The sequence below is a fragment of the Alcaligenes faecalis genome, from assembly GCF_005311025.1.
Lineage (GTDB): Bacteria > Pseudomonadota > Gammaproteobacteria > Burkholderiales > Burkholderiaceae_B > Alcaligenes > Alcaligenes phenolicus.
Genome location: NZ_CP031747.1, coordinates 2,674,422 through 2,690,209, shown reverse-complemented (window position 1 = coordinate 2,690,209; position 15,788 = coordinate 2,674,422). Strand labels below are relative to the sequence as shown.

15 protein-coding genes are annotated in these 15,788 nt (G+C 56.9%); 12 read left to right on the top strand and 3 right to left on the bottom strand.

Annotated elements, in window-relative coordinates; translation table 11 throughout:
- Positions 1-13: 13 nt before the first annotated feature.
- From D0C27_RS12425 to D0C27_RS12410, 4 genes are all read left to right on the top strand, one after another.
- Positions 14-745: an SDR family NAD(P)-dependent oxidoreductase gene (locus tag D0C27_RS12425; protein WP_009463811.1), complete on the top strand. Its 732-nt coding sequence runs from the start codon at positions 14-16 to the stop codon at positions 743-745.
- Positions 746-1,516: 771 nt separating this feature from the next.
- Entirely contained in the window at positions 1,517-2,020 is a 504-nt protein-coding gene (locus tag D0C27_RS12420; protein ID WP_009464436.1) for a TRAP transporter small permease, read from the top strand.
- Between the two features lie 15 nt (positions 2,021-2,035).
- Positions 2,036-3,325: a TRAP transporter large permease gene (locus D0C27_RS12415; RefSeq protein ID WP_021447142.1), complete on the top strand. Its 1,290-nt coding sequence runs from the start codon at positions 2,036-2,038 to the stop codon at positions 3,323-3,325.
- Positions 3,326-3,466: 141 nt separating this feature from the next.
- Positions 3,467-4,504, top strand: a complete 1,038-nt coding sequence (locus D0C27_RS12410; RefSeq protein ID WP_063689941.1) for a TRAP transporter substrate-binding protein — start codon at positions 3,467-3,469, stop codon at positions 4,502-4,504.
- Between the two features lie 416 nt (positions 4,505-4,920).
- Here D0C27_RS12410 and D0C27_RS12405 read toward each other — a convergent pair whose 3' ends face one another.
- Positions 4,921-6,309 (bottom strand): DUF6056 family protein, encoded by a 1,389-nt coding sequence (locus D0C27_RS12405; RefSeq protein ID WP_137431094.1) that lies wholly within the window; start codon positions 6,307-6,309, stop codon positions 4,921-4,923.
- 330 nt (positions 6,310-6,639) lie between these two features.
- On the opposite strand from D0C27_RS12405, the gene D0C27_RS12400 reads away from it, so the two are divergent.
- The 5 genes from D0C27_RS12400 to D0C27_RS12380 are packed head-to-tail and all read left to right on the top strand — an operon-like array spanning position 6,640 to position 11,864.
- The gene (locus D0C27_RS12400; RefSeq protein WP_137431616.1) at positions 6,640-7,527 is read left to right on the top strand and encodes a SphA family protein; all 888 of its coding nucleotides are present in this window, start codon (positions 6,640-6,642) and stop codon (positions 7,525-7,527) included.
- A gap of 22 nt (positions 7,528-7,549) precedes the next feature.
- Entirely contained in the window at positions 7,550-8,332 is a 783-nt protein-coding gene (locus D0C27_RS12395; RefSeq protein WP_035269344.1) for an SDR family oxidoreductase, read from the top strand.
- Positions 8,333-8,388: 56 nt separating this feature from the next.
- On the top strand, positions 8,389-9,633 hold the full coding sequence (locus D0C27_RS12390; protein ID WP_009461224.1) for a styrene monooxygenase/indole monooxygenase family protein: 1,245 nt from the start codon (positions 8,389-8,391) through the stop codon (positions 9,631-9,633).
- Between the two features lie 25 nt (positions 9,634-9,658).
- A complete protein-coding gene (locus D0C27_RS12385) occupies positions 9,659-10,270 on the top strand; it encodes a flavin reductase family protein (protein WP_042484910.1) in 612 nt (203 codons plus the stop codon).
- 1 nt (position 10,271) lies between these two features.
- Positions 10,272-11,864 carry a phytoene desaturase family protein gene (locus D0C27_RS12380; RefSeq protein WP_060186596.1) on the top strand — a complete coding sequence of 531 codons (1,593 nt, stop codon included), beginning with the start codon at positions 10,272-10,274 and terminating at the stop codon, positions 11,862-11,864.
- A 22-nt stretch (positions 11,865-11,886) separates the two neighbouring features.
- Here the strand turns inward: D0C27_RS12380 and D0C27_RS12375 are convergent, their stop codons facing one another.
- On the bottom strand, positions 11,887-12,864 hold the full coding sequence (locus D0C27_RS12375; protein ID WP_137431093.1) for an AraC family transcriptional regulator: 978 nt from the start codon (positions 12,862-12,864) through the stop codon (positions 11,887-11,889).
- A gap of 161 nt (positions 12,865-13,025) precedes the next feature.
- Here D0C27_RS12375 and D0C27_RS12370 point away from each other — a divergent pair, with 161 nt between their 5' ends.
- Positions 13,026-13,643, top strand: a complete 618-nt coding sequence (locus tag D0C27_RS12370; protein ID WP_035269337.1) for a flavin reductase family protein — start codon at positions 13,026-13,028, stop codon at positions 13,641-13,643.
- Between the two features lie 340 nt (positions 13,644-13,983).
- Here the strand turns inward: D0C27_RS12370 and D0C27_RS12365 are convergent, their stop codons facing one another.
- Positions 13,984-14,763: an ABC transporter ATP-binding protein gene (locus D0C27_RS12365; protein WP_088451587.1), complete on the bottom strand. Its 780-nt coding sequence runs from the start codon at positions 14,761-14,763 to the stop codon at positions 13,984-13,986.
- Here D0C27_RS12365 and D0C27_RS12360 point away from each other — a divergent pair.
- Positions 14,762-14,941: a hypothetical protein gene (locus D0C27_RS12360; RefSeq protein WP_137431092.1), complete on the top strand. Its 180-nt coding sequence runs from the start codon at positions 14,762-14,764 to the stop codon at positions 14,939-14,941. The genes D0C27_RS12365 and D0C27_RS12360 overlap by 2 nt on opposite strands.
- An 83-nt stretch (positions 14,942-15,024) precedes the next feature.
- Complete coding sequence (gene panD / locus D0C27_RS12355) at positions 15,025-15,585, top strand: aspartate 1-decarboxylase (protein WP_083055170.1); 561 nt, start codon at positions 15,025-15,027, stop codon at positions 15,583-15,585.
- Positions 15,586-15,788: the final 203 nt, after the last annotated feature.

Genomic DNA, 15,788 nt, shown 5'->3' with positions numbered 1-15,788 from the left:
GGAGACAATCAAGATGACACAAGCTCAATACACCGCCATTGTGACGGGCGGCAGCACCGGTATTGGTGAAGACATTTGCCGCAAGATGCTGGATCAGGGTTACACCGTTATCAGCATGGCGCGCAATGTATTGCCCTGGACGCACGAGCGTCTGCATTGCGTGCAGGTGGATTTGCTGGATGCAGCAGCAACCGAAAAAGCCGCCAAGGATATTGCCGAGCGCTTTGAAGTGACCCACTTCATCCACAACGCAGGCGTGATCTGGCCGGCCTTGCTGGACGAGGTCAAGCTGGAAGACTTGCAGGGTCTGACCCAGATTCACTTGGGCGCGGCCTTGCAGATTACTCAGGCAGTGGTTCCTGGCATGCGCGAGCGCCACTTTGGCCGCATTGTGCTGATGTCTTCGCGGGGTGCGCTGGGTCTGCAAACCCGTACCGCCTACGCTGCTACCAAGGCTGGCATGTTGGGCATGGCCCGTACCTGGGCGCTGGAACTGGCGGACCAAGGCATTACCGTCAACGTGATTGCCCCCGGCCCCATTACTACCAATATGTTCTACGACGTGGTCGAAGCCGGTAGCGAGCGCGAAGCCAAGCTGGCTGCCGCGATCCCTGTGAAGCGTCTGGGCCGTGCGGATGACATCAGCCGCGCAACCATGTTCTTCTCGGATCCTGAAAACAGCTTTATCACCGGCCAGACGCTGTATGTCTGCGGCGGTGCCAGCGTGGGTACGCTGACGATCTGATCGACGGGCAAGGGGACTGCCCGTGATCGCGCTTTGAGTGCGTTCAGGAGCGAGTCCATTTGCTTGACGGCATATAAAACCCCCTTGGTTTTCCAAGGGGGTTTTTGCTTTTGGATGGCACAGCCCCCTTGATGGACTATCTGTTCCAGCATGTCTGGCGGCGAGTGTCGTTTAAACAAACGGCTGAAGGGACCGTCTTGATTGGTGGCGGCTGGTCAGCGGTGCCGGGATTTTTTGCTGCCTAAGTTTTTTTCTTTGTCGCAGAGGCCGATTTTGGCTTTTTATCCCCGGTTTTTGGTGTCAAAAGTTGCTGTTTCAGACCTGCTCGCATCGCATGGAAGTATGTCCAACACGTGAGGGGCCTGTTCATTTTCGACTCTTTTTTTGTCACATGAAACACCTGGGCCTGAGGGTTTGGCTACCGGTCCGGATGCTGCCTGATTGCTAGTGGGCTGATTCTTTTATTGCCCTTCTTAAAGCCAATGTTCGCCTGCTCGACATTGCGCCAAGCCAGTACTCGCGCCTGTTCCAGCAATTTTTATCAGCTCTTGCACAGGACAAGCGAGGCAGTTTGTGACCGTATTTCTTGCTATGTGAGATAGAAACCACGATTCCATGATTTTGGATGGAATTAAGGGTTTCTTTCTATTTACCTGGATTTGTTCATCTATAAACTATTTAGAACAGAAATATAACAATGCGCGTCGATTTTTCGAGGTGCATGATGACCCAAAAAACGGGCCTTCGCCGGCCAAAAAGAGTGGAGCTGTAATGAACGACGATCTGCCAGGAATGGAGCTGGTGCGTTCACGTGGAGTAGTACGAGTTGTAGAGACAATTCTGGATGCTGCCTGTGTGGTCATCTTGATCCTGATGACAGGGATCACTACTGTGGACGTGATAGGCCGGTATGTATTTCACGCCCCTTTGCTGGGCGCTTATGAAGCCAGCGAACTCTTGCTGGGTGTGCTGATTTTTGCAGCCTTGCCGCGTGTTACCTGGCACCAGCAACACTTGACCGTCAGTTTGATTGACGCCTGGCTAGGTCCAGTGGCGCGTCGTATCCAGCAATTCGTGATCAATGTGGTCTCTACCGTCATGCTGGCCGTGTTGACTGTCTACCTGTGGAGTCACGCCAACGAGCTGGCCGACTACGGCGATATGAGCAATGCCTTGCAAGTGCCGATTGCCCCTTTTGCCTACATCATCGCCACCATGACAGGCATTGCCACTGTGGCTTCCCTGTTCAAGATTTTTAGCTCTCCAAGCCGATAAAGACGGAGTTTTTTCATGTTGATTTCTATTATCGGACTGGCTGTCCTGCTGGGTAGCTTATTTCTGGGTTTGCCCATTGCTTGGGGCATGTTGCTGGTTGGTACGCTGGGTTTTGCCTTCTTTACCGGCATGGAAGCGGCCTTGACCATGGCGGCACAGACCAGCTACGACACGGCCATGAGCTACAGCTTTACCGTGCTGCCGCTGTTCATCTTGATGGGTAATCTGGTCAATGCCTCGGGTTTGTCCAAGGACCTGTACAAAGCTGCCCACGCCTTTATTGGTCACCTGCGTGGTGGTCTGGCGATGGCCACGATTGTTGCCTGTGGTGCCTTTAGTGCACTCTGTGGCTCCAGTATGGCCACCACAGCGGCCATGGGTCGTGTGGCCATGCCCAATATGCGCAAGTACAACTATGACGATCGTCTGGCTACCGGCAGTATTGCGGCAGGCGGCACGCTGGGCATTCTGATTCCACCCAGCGTGATGATGGTGGTCTATGGGATTCTGACCGAAACCGACATTGGCAAGCTGTTTGCGGCAGGCTTTTTGCCCGGCATGATCGCCATGCTGATGTACCTGATCACGGTGATGATCATTACCGCGATCAACCCGAATCTGGGCCGTCCTGGCGAGAAGGCCAGCTGGCGCGAGCGCTTTGAGGCGACCAAAGGCGTGATGGCCATTACCGTGCTGTTCATCGTCATCATGGGCGGTATTTACGGGGGTGTCTTCACCCCGACAGAAGCGGCGGGTATTGGCGCTGCAGCGACCTTCTTGCTGACCCTGAAGCGTCGTGGCTGGCAGCCTCGCATGTACCTGACGGTGCTGATTGAAGCCGCTCAAACCACGGCCATCATGTTTGCTTTGGTGATTGGTGCGCTGGTCTTTACCAACTTCCTGACCGTGGCTGGTTTGCCTAATCAGTTGCTGGGTTTCATCCAGGGTATTGATGTCTCGCCCATTGTGGTGATTCTGATCATCTGCGCGATTTACCTGGTTCTGGGTTGTTTCCTGGAAACCATGTCCATGGTCATGCTGACGGTGCCTATCTTCTACCCGATTGTGGCCTCTCTGGGCTTTGATCTGGTGTGGTTCGGCATCATCGTGGTGGTGGCTGCTGAAATCAGCCTGATTACCCCTCCGTTGGGTCTGAACATTTTCATGATCAAGAACGTGATGCCCGATGTTCCTTTGGGCACCATTATTCGGGGTGTGACTCCCTTTGTAATGATGGATATCGTGCGTTTGCTCTTGCTGGTGTTTGTCCCCTGGATTGTTCTGGTTGTCCCGAACAGTATGTAAACCCGGCCCGGATGCAGTTGTGATCCGGGCAGCAGTAAAGCCGCCGGGTGTGCAGGTCCAGGACCTGCTTAACGTCCCATCAAGTGGCCAAGACGCCGGGCTGTAGTGGCCCGGCAGCAAAATAATTTACGAGGAGTCGAGATGCGTGTTTTCAAAAAATTGGCCTTGAGCCTGGGCCTGGCTGCAGCAGCCCTGGCACCGACCATGCCTTCGGTTGCGGCTGAAGTTACCACCTTGCGTTTTTCCCAGTGGATGCCTCCAGGCCACTTCATCGTGACCAATATGTTCGAGCCCTGGGCCCAGGAAGTGGAAAAAGCCACGGAAGGTCGCGTGAAGGTGGAGTTCATCAACGCCTTGGGCAAGCCGCAGGCTCACCTGGATCTGGTGCGTAACGGTATTGCTGATATGGGCATGTCGGTACACAGCTACACGGCTAACCGCTTCCCGCTGATCGAATTTGCTGAACTGCCTTTCACCACGGATGATGGCGGAGTGAACTCGGTTGCCTACTGGCGCACCTACGAAAAATTCATGATGGGTGCCAACGAGCACAGGGGCGTGAAACTGCTGGGTATGTGGACCAGCCCTGCCACCGTGATCTTCACCAGCCAGGACAATGTGCAAAGCATTGACGATTTGAAAGGCAAGAAGCTGCGCTCGCCTAGCCCCTTGTTTGATGCCATCGGTAAAGCGCTGGGTATCGTGACCGTGAACGCGCCTGCATCGGACAGCTACGAAATGCTGTCGCGTGGTGTGATCGATGGTATGTACTTCCAGTACGACCAATTGGACAACTGGAAACTGGACAAGCTGGTCAAGACCGCGGTGTCCGTGGAAGGTGGCTTTGGCAAATCCAGCCAGTACATGTTCATGAACGAGCGCAAGTGGAAGAGTCTGTCGGAAGCCGACCGTGCTGCTATCGAGAAAATCAGCGGCGAATGGATTGCCAACGACTTCGGTTCCAAATGGCAGGCTGCCGAACAGCAAGCCATTGAGAAGCACACAGCAGCTGGCCTGAAAACACTGCGCATCCAGGGTGAAGCAGCAGACCAGATGAAAGAGCGTCTGGCCTTTGTTGAAGAAGACTGGATCAAAGCGGCTGACAAGAAGGGCATTGACGGTAAAGCCGCTCTGGCCTACTTCCGCGAGCAGATCAAAGAGCTGAGCGCTGCCAAGTAATACGCAGCAAGAGACACACTACAGTCTTGGCCCCGCTTTCCTTTGGGAGAGCGGGGTTTTTTTATGTTTTTGGGAGGGGCTGTTGTGAGGGCAAAGGATAGGCAGCCGGGTTGCTGCTGTAGTCATTGTGGACGCTTCTCCCTGTAAAACGCCGCTTCAGGCCCTGGGGGGTCTGGCAGGGCTGACCACTTGCCGGTGCGGCGCACCGGTGCCCTGGTCAAGAGAGAGCTACGGGCGCATCCTGAACTCGCCGGGTACTTGGTCCCCCGGACCAAGTACAAGCGTCCGGCTCAAACAGCAGGATGCTTGCATCCCTACGCTCTCCCTTGCCTGCGGCAAGTAGTCTGACTCGCCCTGCCAGACCCCCCAGGGCCTGAAGCGGCTTGCAGCGGAGGAAATGCACAAGTCCTCAAGCTTTAAGGCGTGGGCGGTGGTGCCCCCGTCTCCAGGTCATAGTGCTGATTGACGGCATATTCATTGATCACCGCCTTGCTCCGGAAGTATCGGGCCATGGCTTTGGGGTCAAAGTGCATATCGAAGCGATCCCGCGAACGCAACGTGGGCAGGAAAAAATACTTGGGTAGTTTTACGTGATGACGCTGATGCTTGTGGGCATCGGCCAAGATAGCGCGTCGTACCTGATCCTGCTCCCAGGTGCCGTGATAGCTGCGCAACATTAATCCGCTGGACACCAGCCATAGCGTGCCGCAGGCCCCCAAGGTTACTAACAGGTTGCGCTGCATGGGTATAGCGCGTTGCCCTTGCGCCAATAAATCATGTCCGTAAATAGACAAGGCCACCAGCAGATACATCAAGCCGCCATTCAAGGATCGCTTGGGGATATTAGGTGCCAGAACCAGAATGGCATTGGCCAGAAGCGATGCGCCAATGAGCAGCCACATTGCCCGGCGTACAGATTCAGAAGACGCAGGCCCTATGGCAAAACGCCAAACCAGCATCACTAGGATCACCCCCCAGTACCGCAATAGGGCGTCCGGGAAACGACGACCAAAATGCTCCCCAATGCGCCATAACAAAGGCTGGTCATACCAATGAGCAAAGACCTCTGCGCGTACTTGATTGCCTGGCGCCAGGACCAGCACGGCGACTCCCAGCCCCATACAGAGCAACCAAACCAGATGCCATGAACCGAGCGAACCTGTGCGCTGAAAGTGCCTTAGGCCCAGATACGCCAGCAAACACCAGCTGATAATGCCGGTGTTTTCATTGGAACAACCGGCCAGCAGGCCCAGAAGGCAGAGCGCCAAGCCTGTGATCACAGAGGGCTTGCCCTTTTGCAAGTAGTAAATAAAGGCCAGCACAAAACCGAAGTTGAACAGATTGGGCCACAGGTAGTTGGCGGCGCCTACCAACCAGAATGTGGTTTGCCCCAGATGGGGGTTGACCAGCCAATACAAGGTGAACACCAGCAGCAGTAAAGACGGGCGCAAGGCTCGTCCGGCCAGTTGGGCCCCCAGTGCTGTCAGCACCGTGATCAGGCCAAACAGGGCCGCTGTATTCAGTGTGGCTTTCAGCCATCCCGGAGCCAGCGTGAGCATGGCGCTGGAGAGCGTATCCGAGACCAGACGACCGCTCCATTGCAGATAATGTTGCTTGATCGACGTCCATGCAATGCCTTTGTTGGCGTAATTGAAGTCGTCCGAGATCATGGGGGTGAGCCAATAAATGGCCCACGTAGCCATCAGGGCCAGCACCGCAAAAGTAATAAAGGCCCAGGCACCAAAACGGTGGCCGAGCAGGGGCTGGCTGAATCGGGATTCAGCAAAAGAGAGAGTTGGGCTCATCGAGATGAAGCGGCGTGTTTGTGGCCAGGTCCACGACGACGGTATTACACATCGCTCGCCGTCCTGGGTGTTCAGGCCCAGGTGATATTGATTATTTACTGGGCGGGAAGCGAGGAATTATCTCATATACCCGTTGAAACACAGCGTTTAACGGCCTTACTGATCGTCATCCTTTAAATCTAAACCAAATCGGGGTTTTCCCTGCTTTTGCGGCTTCTTGCGCTTATTGGCTAGGCGCTGCGCAAAGTGGATATACCGACAAAAAGAGCACTTCTACCATTGGCTCCATCGTCATACCTAAAAAACAAAAGGAGAACGGACGTGGGGGACATCAATAAAAAAATAGCAGCAGTGGTTCTGGGTGCAGGGGTATTGGGCGCCGGCCCGGTCTGTGCCATTGAAGGCAACGGCCTGCCTATTTATCCCGATGGTTTGGAAAACTTCATGAGTGGTGCCCTGCCGCCACCCGGAGTGCACTTGCTGATGTACGGCGGTGCCATGCGTTACGACTCGGTGCGTGACAAGAACGGCGACAAGTTGCCTATTCCTGACTTCAAGGTCGATGTGGCAATGGTTGCGCCGCGTCTGGTCTGGGTGACGGACCAGCAGGTGTTTGGCGGCCAATTGGCGTTCCACGCCCTGGCTCCCTTGCTGACCGTCAAGGCACAGGCCGCCGGTCAGTCCCAGCGCCGTAGCGGTCTGGGTGACGTGGTTTTTGGTCCGGCCTTGGGCTTTCACCCCAGCGAGAAGATGCACTACATCCTGGGCGTGGACTTTGTTGCCCCAACTGGCCGCTACAAAGTGACCGACAGCGCCAACCTGGGCCGCAACTACTGGGCCATTCAGCCCGCTGCTGCGTTCAGCTACATACAGCCCAGCGGCATCAACCTGGATTTGAAGATGATGGTGGACTTCAACTTCCGCAACAGCGACACCGAAACCCGTACGGGTAAAGCCATTCACGCCGATTACGCCGTGGGTTGGGGTTTTGGCAATGGGCTGGTGCTGGGTGTGGGTGGTTACGCCTATCAACAGATTGAAAGCGACCGTGGCCCCATGGCCGGTGACAGCAAGGCTCGTGCCTTCGCCATTGGTCCCAGCCTGCGTTATGCCAATGACAAGGGTCTGCTGATTACGGCCAAGTACCAGCAGGATCTGGGCGTGCGTGGCCGTCCCGAAGGAAAACAATTTTTTGTAAAAGTAGCGGTTCCGTTCTAAGGGCCCGCGGCAGGAGAGCGACATGAAAGGACTGAAGGATAAGGTAGTCATCGTTACCGGCGGCGCAACGCGTGTAGGCGCAGGTGTGGTCGAGGTGCTGATGGGCTACGGCGCACGTGTGGCCGTGTTTGATATTGATGCCGCAGGTGGCCAGAAAGCCGTAGGCAACGATGCCGCCAAAGCCAAATTCTGGGAAGTGGACATTACCAGCGATGACAGCCTGAATGCCGCCATCGAGCAGGTGCAGGCGCATTTTGGCCGTGTGGATGGTCTGGTCAATCTGGCCTGTTCCTATCTGGATGAAGGCATGGCGTCCAGCCGTGCTGACTGGCTCAAGGCTCTGGACATCAACCTGGTTAGCGCCGTGCAGGCGGCCAAGGCGGTGCGTCCCTTGTTGCCGCGTGGTGGTTCCATCGTCAACTTCACGTCGATCTCCTCCTCGATTGCTCAAACCGGGCGGTGGTTGTACCCGGTCTCCAAGGCTGCCTTGTTGCAACTGACACGCAGCATGGCGCTGGACTTTGCGCCTGACGGCATTCGCGTCAACTCGGTCTCGCCCGGCTGGATCTGGTCGCGCGTGATGGACGAGCTGACGGGCGGTGACCGTGCCAAGACCGACCGCGTGGCCTCGGCATTTCACATGCTGGGCCGCGTGGGCGATCCCCAGGAAGTGGGCGAAGTCGTGTCCTTCCTGCTCTCGGATTCCGCGAGTTTCGTGACCGGTGCCGATTACGCCGTTGATGGCGGCTACTCGGCCATGGGCCCAGAGCAAGGTGTACCCGCCATTCCCAAATTGGCTGAATAAGAAAAACCAGGACGCCGCCGCAGTGGTGTCCTTAGCTCCCTCAGAAGGAAAAAATCATGCGTAAAGTTGCTATTGTGGGCGCTGGCCAGGCTGGCATGCCCGTTGCATTCGGTCTTTTGGCCAAGGGCTACGACGTAGCCGTTTTCACCAACCGCAGCCCCGACGATGTTCGTGGTGGCCGCGTGATGTCCAGCCAGTGCATGTTTGCCGAGGCTCTGGACGTAGAGCGTCGCCTGGGCCTGAATTTCTGGGACGACGAATGCCCGCCTGTACAAGGCATTGGCTTTGCTCTGCCCAACCCTGAACAGCCTGACACCAAAGCCGTGGACTGGAGCGGCCGTCTGGATCGTGAAGCCCAGGCAACTGACCAGCGCGTGAAAATGCCTTACTGGCTGGAACTGTTCGAGCAGCGTGGCGGCAAGCTGATCATGGAAGATGTGGGCGTGGCCGAACTGGAGCGCATCACCCAGGAGTACGACCTGACCATGCTGGCTGCCGGTAAAGGCGAAGTGGTCAAGTTGTTCGAGCGTGACGATCAGCGTTCCATGTACGACAAGCCTCAGCGCGCCCTGGCCCTGACCTATGTACATGGTCTGGAGCCTACGCCTGAATACTCGCGCGTGTCCTTTAACTTCATCCCCGGTGTGGGCGAATACTTTGTGTTCCCCTCGCTGACCCTGTCCGGACCCTGCGACATCATGGTGTTCGAAGGCGTGCCCGGTGGCCCACTGGATCGTTTCCGCGATGCCAAGACGCCCGAAGCTCATTTGGAGCAAAGCGTTTCTTTCCTGCGCGAATTCCTGCCTTGGGAAGGCGATCGTGCCCGTAATGTGGAACTGACCGACGCCCAAGGTTACCTGTCCGGTGCTTTCCCTCCCACAGTTCGTAAACCTGTGCTGACGCTGCCTTCGGGCCGCATGGTGCTGGGTCTGGGCGATGCCGTGGTCGTGAACGACCCCATTACCGGCCAAGGTTCCAACAACGCCGCCAAAGCCGCCCAAGTGTATCTGGACAGCATTTTGCAACGTGGTGAAGGCGCGTTTGACCGTAACTGGATGCAGGAAACGTTCGAGCGTTACTGGGATTACGCCAATCTGGTGGTGCGCTGGACCAACTCCATGTTGAAGCCACCAACCGACTCTTCTTTTGCCTTGTTGACCTCGGCTCAGCAATCGCCCGCCCTGGCTCATTTCCTGGCCAACAGTTTCAACCACCCACCGGTTCTGTTCCCGGCCTGGGAAGATCTGAGTGCCGCTCAGGCATTGATCGAGAAGACTCGCAGCCAATCTGTGGCTGCCTGATAGATAGTATTCAAGGAGACGTATCATGACCCCCACCGCAACGCTGCAAGACTCCTCGTCCCAAACCGCTGCCCAGCGGCAGGCCGTGTCTGCCCAAGCGTTGGCAGCCGCTGACGCCAAACCCACACCGTCCAATCTGAATGTGGTCGATAGCCGTGCGTTTCGCCAGGCACTGGGCCATTTTCCAACGGGTGTGGCCATTGTCACGACTCGTTGTCCCGATGGCCGGGCGGTGGGTCTGACCATCAACTCCTTTACGTCCCTGTCGCTGGAGCCGCCCCTGGTGATGTGGAGCCTGGTGAATCACTCGCCCAGCCTGGAAATTTTCGAGAAGTGCAGCCACTTTGCGATCAACGTGATCAGCCAGGAGCAAGTGCCCGTGGCTTTGGGTTTTGCCAATTCCCAGGTCAAGGACAAGTTCTCGCTGGTCTCGCATGTGGATGGTGAAGAAGGCGTGCCACTGCTGGACGATTGCGTGGCGACCTTTGTGTGCGAGAACTACCGTCAGCACGAAGGTGGTGACCACACCTTGTTTATTGGCCGTGTGGTGCGCCACACCACGCTGACCGAACACGAACCTGCGGTGTTTCACCGTGGCCGTTTCGCCAACCTGACCACGCCTAGCGGAGACCGTTGAAATGAGTGATGCGCACAGCGCTGATGTAGTCATTGTCGGCAGCGGGATGAACTCCCTGACCTGTGCCGCCTTGTTGGCCCAACGCGGCTTGTCGGTGACAGTGCTGGAGCGCAATGCGGTGGCCGGGGGCTGCATCCGTACGCAAGAGCTGTTCCCCGGTTTTACCCATGATGTTCTGTCCAGTTGGTATCCCTTGTTCATGGGCGGTGCATCCTATGCCACTTTGGCTGAACCCTTGGCTAAAGCCGGTCTGGAGTTTGTCAAAGGCGAATACAGCACGGGTCTGGCCATTCCTGGTGGCCCGTCGCTGGCCTTGCGTCAGGATATGGACGACACCGTACGTCGCTTCAATGACTTGATGCCGGGTGAAGGCGATGCCTTGGGTGCCATGGCGGCTCGCATGTTTGGCCCGGATGCCGGTTTGGTATTTGGCTTGCTGGGCGGTGAGCCTTACCGTTGGCCCATGGCCAAACTGGCCTTTGGTGCCTGGCGCGAACGGGGTCTGGATGGCTTGATGTCCTTTGGCTCGCAAGCGCTGGAAAGCTTTCGGCGCTGGGCCATGCGCGAACTGCGCAGCGACCTGGCCCGCGCCATGATTGCGCCCTGGGTGCTGCATAGCGGTTTGGGCCCGGATGAAGCCAGCTCGGCCCTGATCGGCAAGCTGACGTTCAGTGCTGTGGTCAGTGGCGGTATGCCTGTCGTTAAAGGCGGCAGTTATCAGATTGTGAAAGCCTTTACCCGCATTATTGAAGAAGCAGGTGGGGCGGTACTGACCAATTCCCATGTGGATCGCGTGCTGGTGGAAGGCAATAAAGCCACCGGCGTGTGTGTGGGTACGCAGCGCTATCTGGCCCGCCGTGCGGTGGTCTGCAATGTGACGCCCGGTCAGCTGTACGGCGATTTGTTGCCGGAAGTAGAACCCGAGCTGTTGAAGTCCGCCCAGGATTATCACTATGGTCGCGGTGGCATGCAGATACACTTTGCCTTGAATTCCCCGCCCGACTGGCTTGACCCGGAACTGCGCCATGTCCCTATGGTGCATGTGACGGAAAGCATGGAGCAGGTGTGTTCCTCGGTGGTCACGGCCAGCAATGGCTACCTGCCTGCCAAACCGACCTTGGCCGTGGGCCAGCCGGTAGCGGTGGATGTGACTCGTGCACCGGAAGGTCACTGGATTCTATGGGTACAAATGCAGGAGCTGCCGCGTCACATCAAAGGCGATGAAGCGGGCGAGATTCCTGTGCCAGCGGATGGACGCTGGAACGAAGCCGTGCGCGAGGCGATGGCCGATCGCGTTCAGGCCCGTCTGGAAACCGTCATGCCTGGCCTGGCTGCCAAGATTATCGGGCGTCGTAGTGTCAGCCCGGCGGATCTGGAAGCCTTGAACATGAATCTGGTGGGGGGCGATCCGTATAGCGGGGTGTGCTCACCGGATCAGTTCTTTTTCATGCGTCCTTTTGCAGGACACAAGAACGCGCGCAGTGGCACCACGCCCTGGCGCAATCTGCATCAAATTGGTGCGTCGGTGCATCCAGGCCCTGGCCTGGGTGGTCAATCCGGCTATCTGGCAGCCCAGCGTATCTTGAAGGGGTGAGAGGACGGGTGAGGCGGTCAGCTTAGTGCTGGCCGCCGCGCACTCGTTGCAGGGTCTCGCTAGGCGTTTCGCCAAAGCGGCTGCGGTATTCGGCGCTGAAACGGCCCTGGTGTGCAAAGCCCCAGCGCATGGCCAGGTCGGCCAGCGTCAGGTGAGGTTCGTTGGAATGGATCAGTTCGTGGCGCAGACGGTCCAGACGAACCTGACGCAGGTACTGCATGGGGCTGACGCCGTAGTGGTCTCGGAAGGCTTGCTGCAAGGTGCGGGAGCTCACGCCCGCAATGGTACTGAGCTCGTCTATTGTGACCGGCAAATGAGCCTGCTCATGCAAATGGCTGGCTACTTTCTTCAAATGGCGCGGCAGGATGCGAGTGGGGTTCAGGGCCTGAATCTGAGTCGGTGGGTGCAGATCCAGCAAGGTTGTCACCGCCAATTGCTCCAGCTGGTTGATAATCAGCGGCGAGCGGCGAATGTCCTCGTAGTTGCGTGCACAGTCCAGCACGTAGCGCAGCATGATTTGCCAGGAAGGCTGGGTATGCGCCTCCAGGCGTACCGGAAACAGCAAACCTTGCGGGCCTACGTCCAGGCCCATGCCACGGGCAGCCTGTTCCACCAGATTGCGGTCTATCTTGAGCATTAATTGCTCATTATTGGCGTGCCAGACCATGTCCACATCCTCGTTGGGATTCAGGATCGTGGCGGCGTAGGGACTGGAGTCCACAGTTTGGCCACCGCAGCGAATTTTGGCGGTGCCGTATTGGGGCATCTGGACCAGGTAGAAACCGGCCAGGTGATCAGGTTGTATGTGTACGTCGGCGCCATAGCCCAGGCGGCTCAAGGCGACCTGACCAAACTGGGCGTGACGCAGCCGGGTTTGCAGGGTCTGATCGGCACGTAGCTGCTTGAGCTGGTGCGACTTGAACATATCGCTGACAGATTTGCGCACGTGTTCCAGGTCAGCAGAAGCTACACGTGCCCAGTGATCGGGCTTATTTTCCATGTTTCATGTGCCTAGATGGTTCTGAAAGGCAGGAAGGATACGTAAAACCTTGAGTTTCAACGGTTTGCAGCGGCTTTATTTTAGTTGTAAAGTATATCAGTGGGCCACCGGGATTTCCCGCAGTCCCGTTTAGTTTGTTGTGTTTATTAACAGAGAGAACCGTGCAGAAAGACTTTCACTTCTACGAACCCACACAAGGCCATGGACTGCGCCACGACCCGATCAGTTCTATTGTGGGTCCCCGTGTCATCGGCTGGATTGGCACCAAAAGCAAGGAAGGTGTGCTGAACCTGGCTCCATACAGCTTCTGCAACGTGTTCAACTATCGCCCGCCTGTCATCGCTTTTTCCAGCGTGGGCTACAAAGACAGCGTGCGTAACGCAATTGAAACCGGCGTGTTTACCTGGAACCTGGCTACCCGTGATCTGGCCGAACCCATGAACATGACCAGCCTGGAACAAGATGTGCGCGAGTTTGAAGTCGCGGGTCTGACGCCTGTGGATTCCCGCCTGATTGATGCCCCCCGCGTGGGCGAGAGCCATGCCTCGCTGGAGTGCAAGGTGACGACGCACTTTCAGTTGAAAGACTCGGAAGGCAAGGATCTGAACACCTGGATGGTGCTGGGCGAAGTGGTCGGCGTGCATGTGTCGCCCAACAGCATCGTGGACGGCATTTACCGCACTGCGATCCCACGTCCGATTTTGCGTGGTGGTGGTCCTGGCGATTACTTTGAGATTACGGACCTGGCCTTGTTTGATATGCCACGTCCCAAGTCCTGATAGCAGGGCTGTAGTCAGAAGCTGCTGGTTGGCGGCTTCATTAGGATGGTTGCAAATGCATAACGGCGCCGAAAGGCGCCGTTTGTTTTATGTCTGCTCAGAGTGTGGCCGAAGTCTTTGGGCTGTTTTACCTGTTGATATACATTCGGCTGTCTGGCGTTCTGGCGATCCGGCGGCCCGGCGATCCGGCTTTTCGATGTTTTCGTCGTGTCGCAGCTTGGCAGGCTTGGCGAACCTGCTGCTTCGCGATTGCTCGGTGACTGAACGATCTGACCGACCCAAGGGGCAGATAGCCAGTCACAGACCCGTCAGTCCGTATTGCGCGCCGTAGGCGGGCATCTTAGCTCTTGGACGAACCGCCCGCTGCCAGGAATTGTGCCAGACGAGGGCTGCGTGGCGACACCAGCACTTCTTCTGGCGGGCCTTCTTCCTCGATTTGACCTTCGTGCAGATACACCACCTTGCTGGAGACGTTGCGCGCAAAGCTCATTTCGTGGGTAACCACCACCATCGTGCGCCCTTCTTCGGCCAAATTCTGCATAACGCGCAGAACCTCGCCCACACGCTCGGGGTCCAGTGCCGAGGTTGGCTCGTCAAACAGCATCACTTCAGGTTCCAGCGCCAGCGCTCGGGCAATCGCCACACGCTGCTGCTGGCCGCCCGACAAGAAGGCCGGGTATTGTTTGGCCAGATCGCGCGACAGGCCTACCTTGTCCAGATACAGCTCCGCTTTGGCAATGGCCTGCGCCTTGTCCATGCCCTGTACATGAATGGGCGTGGCGGTAATGTTTTCCAGCACCGTCATGTGCGACCACAGATTGAAGTGCTGGAACACCATGGCCAGGCTGGTGCGCAGGCGCTTGAGCTGTTGTTTATCTACCGCAACCAGTTCGTCCGTTTTGGGGTCCAGACGGGTTTTCAGTTCCTCGCCCTTGATGACGATACGGCCGGAATTGGGCGTTTCCAGAAAGTTGATGCAACGCAGAAACGTACTTTTGCCCGAACCACTGGACCCGATCAGGCTGATGACATCGCCCGGCTCCGCGCTGAGAGAGACTCCCTTGAGGACCTCCAGGGAACCATAGCGTTTGTGAATATTCTCGATGAGCAGGTTGGGCATGGAAAACGGTATCGTATTGAAAATAAAAAAGACCGGCGCGATGCGGCAGAGGGGATTACAGCACAGACTGGCCGTCAGGCAAATCATTGATGCTGTGGTTTTCCCGTACAAATCTGTGGGTCTAAACGGATTTGCGCGCATTTCTGGGTTTATGATGCAGTCTTTCCCGCAGCCCTGATCGGGCTAAGGGCGCAGCGCAAGCCGCGTTTTAGCCAAGCTTAGGTGTCCGTTACAGGGGACCTGTTTCTAGAGAGTGTTGTCATGAAAAAAGTGGTCCGTGCCAAGCTGCATGGTATCAAGGTGACCGGTGCCGACTTGAACTATCACGGCTCGATCACACTGGATCCTGAAATCTGCGAACAAGCGGGCATTTTACCCATGGAGTTTGTGGAAATCTGGAATAAGGACAGTGGCGCCCGTATTTCTACCTACGTGATCTTCGGTGAACCCGGCTCGCGCTGTGTGGTCCTGAACGGTGCGGCGGCCCGTACCTGTCAAAAGGGCGACACCGTCATCATCTGCGCAACCGAATACGTGATGAACTCCGAAGACCTGTATTCCCTGCGCCCTACCGTGCTGACCTTCACGCCGGAAAACGAAGTGGATGAAGTCATGCACTACGAAGTGGCCAAGACCGCCCAGCGCGATTACGACTTCCGCGTGGTTCGCGACGACCGCCCTCGTGGTGCCGAGCGTCCACTGGCTCGTGTGGATGTGGACGCTCTGTCCGCCGACCTGCGCTCCCGTGGCCTGGATGATCGTGCCATTGCCGACATCCTGTCCTGCCACTTGGCCGATTTCGCGCCTGCGGACCAGAACTGATTGAATGTCACCGGGCCGCATCAGGCCCGCTGATGGCTTTATTAAAAAACGCGGTGTGCACTGCCCCTGGCAGCAAACACCGCGTTTTTTGTTTTAGCCCGTTCGTGGCCCAATGACTTCTGGCGCTCTAGCCTGAATATGGCATTTGGTGCAGCGCCGTAGTGCAGCGTATCGTCGACCACAAGATACCCAGAGCGCTGCGA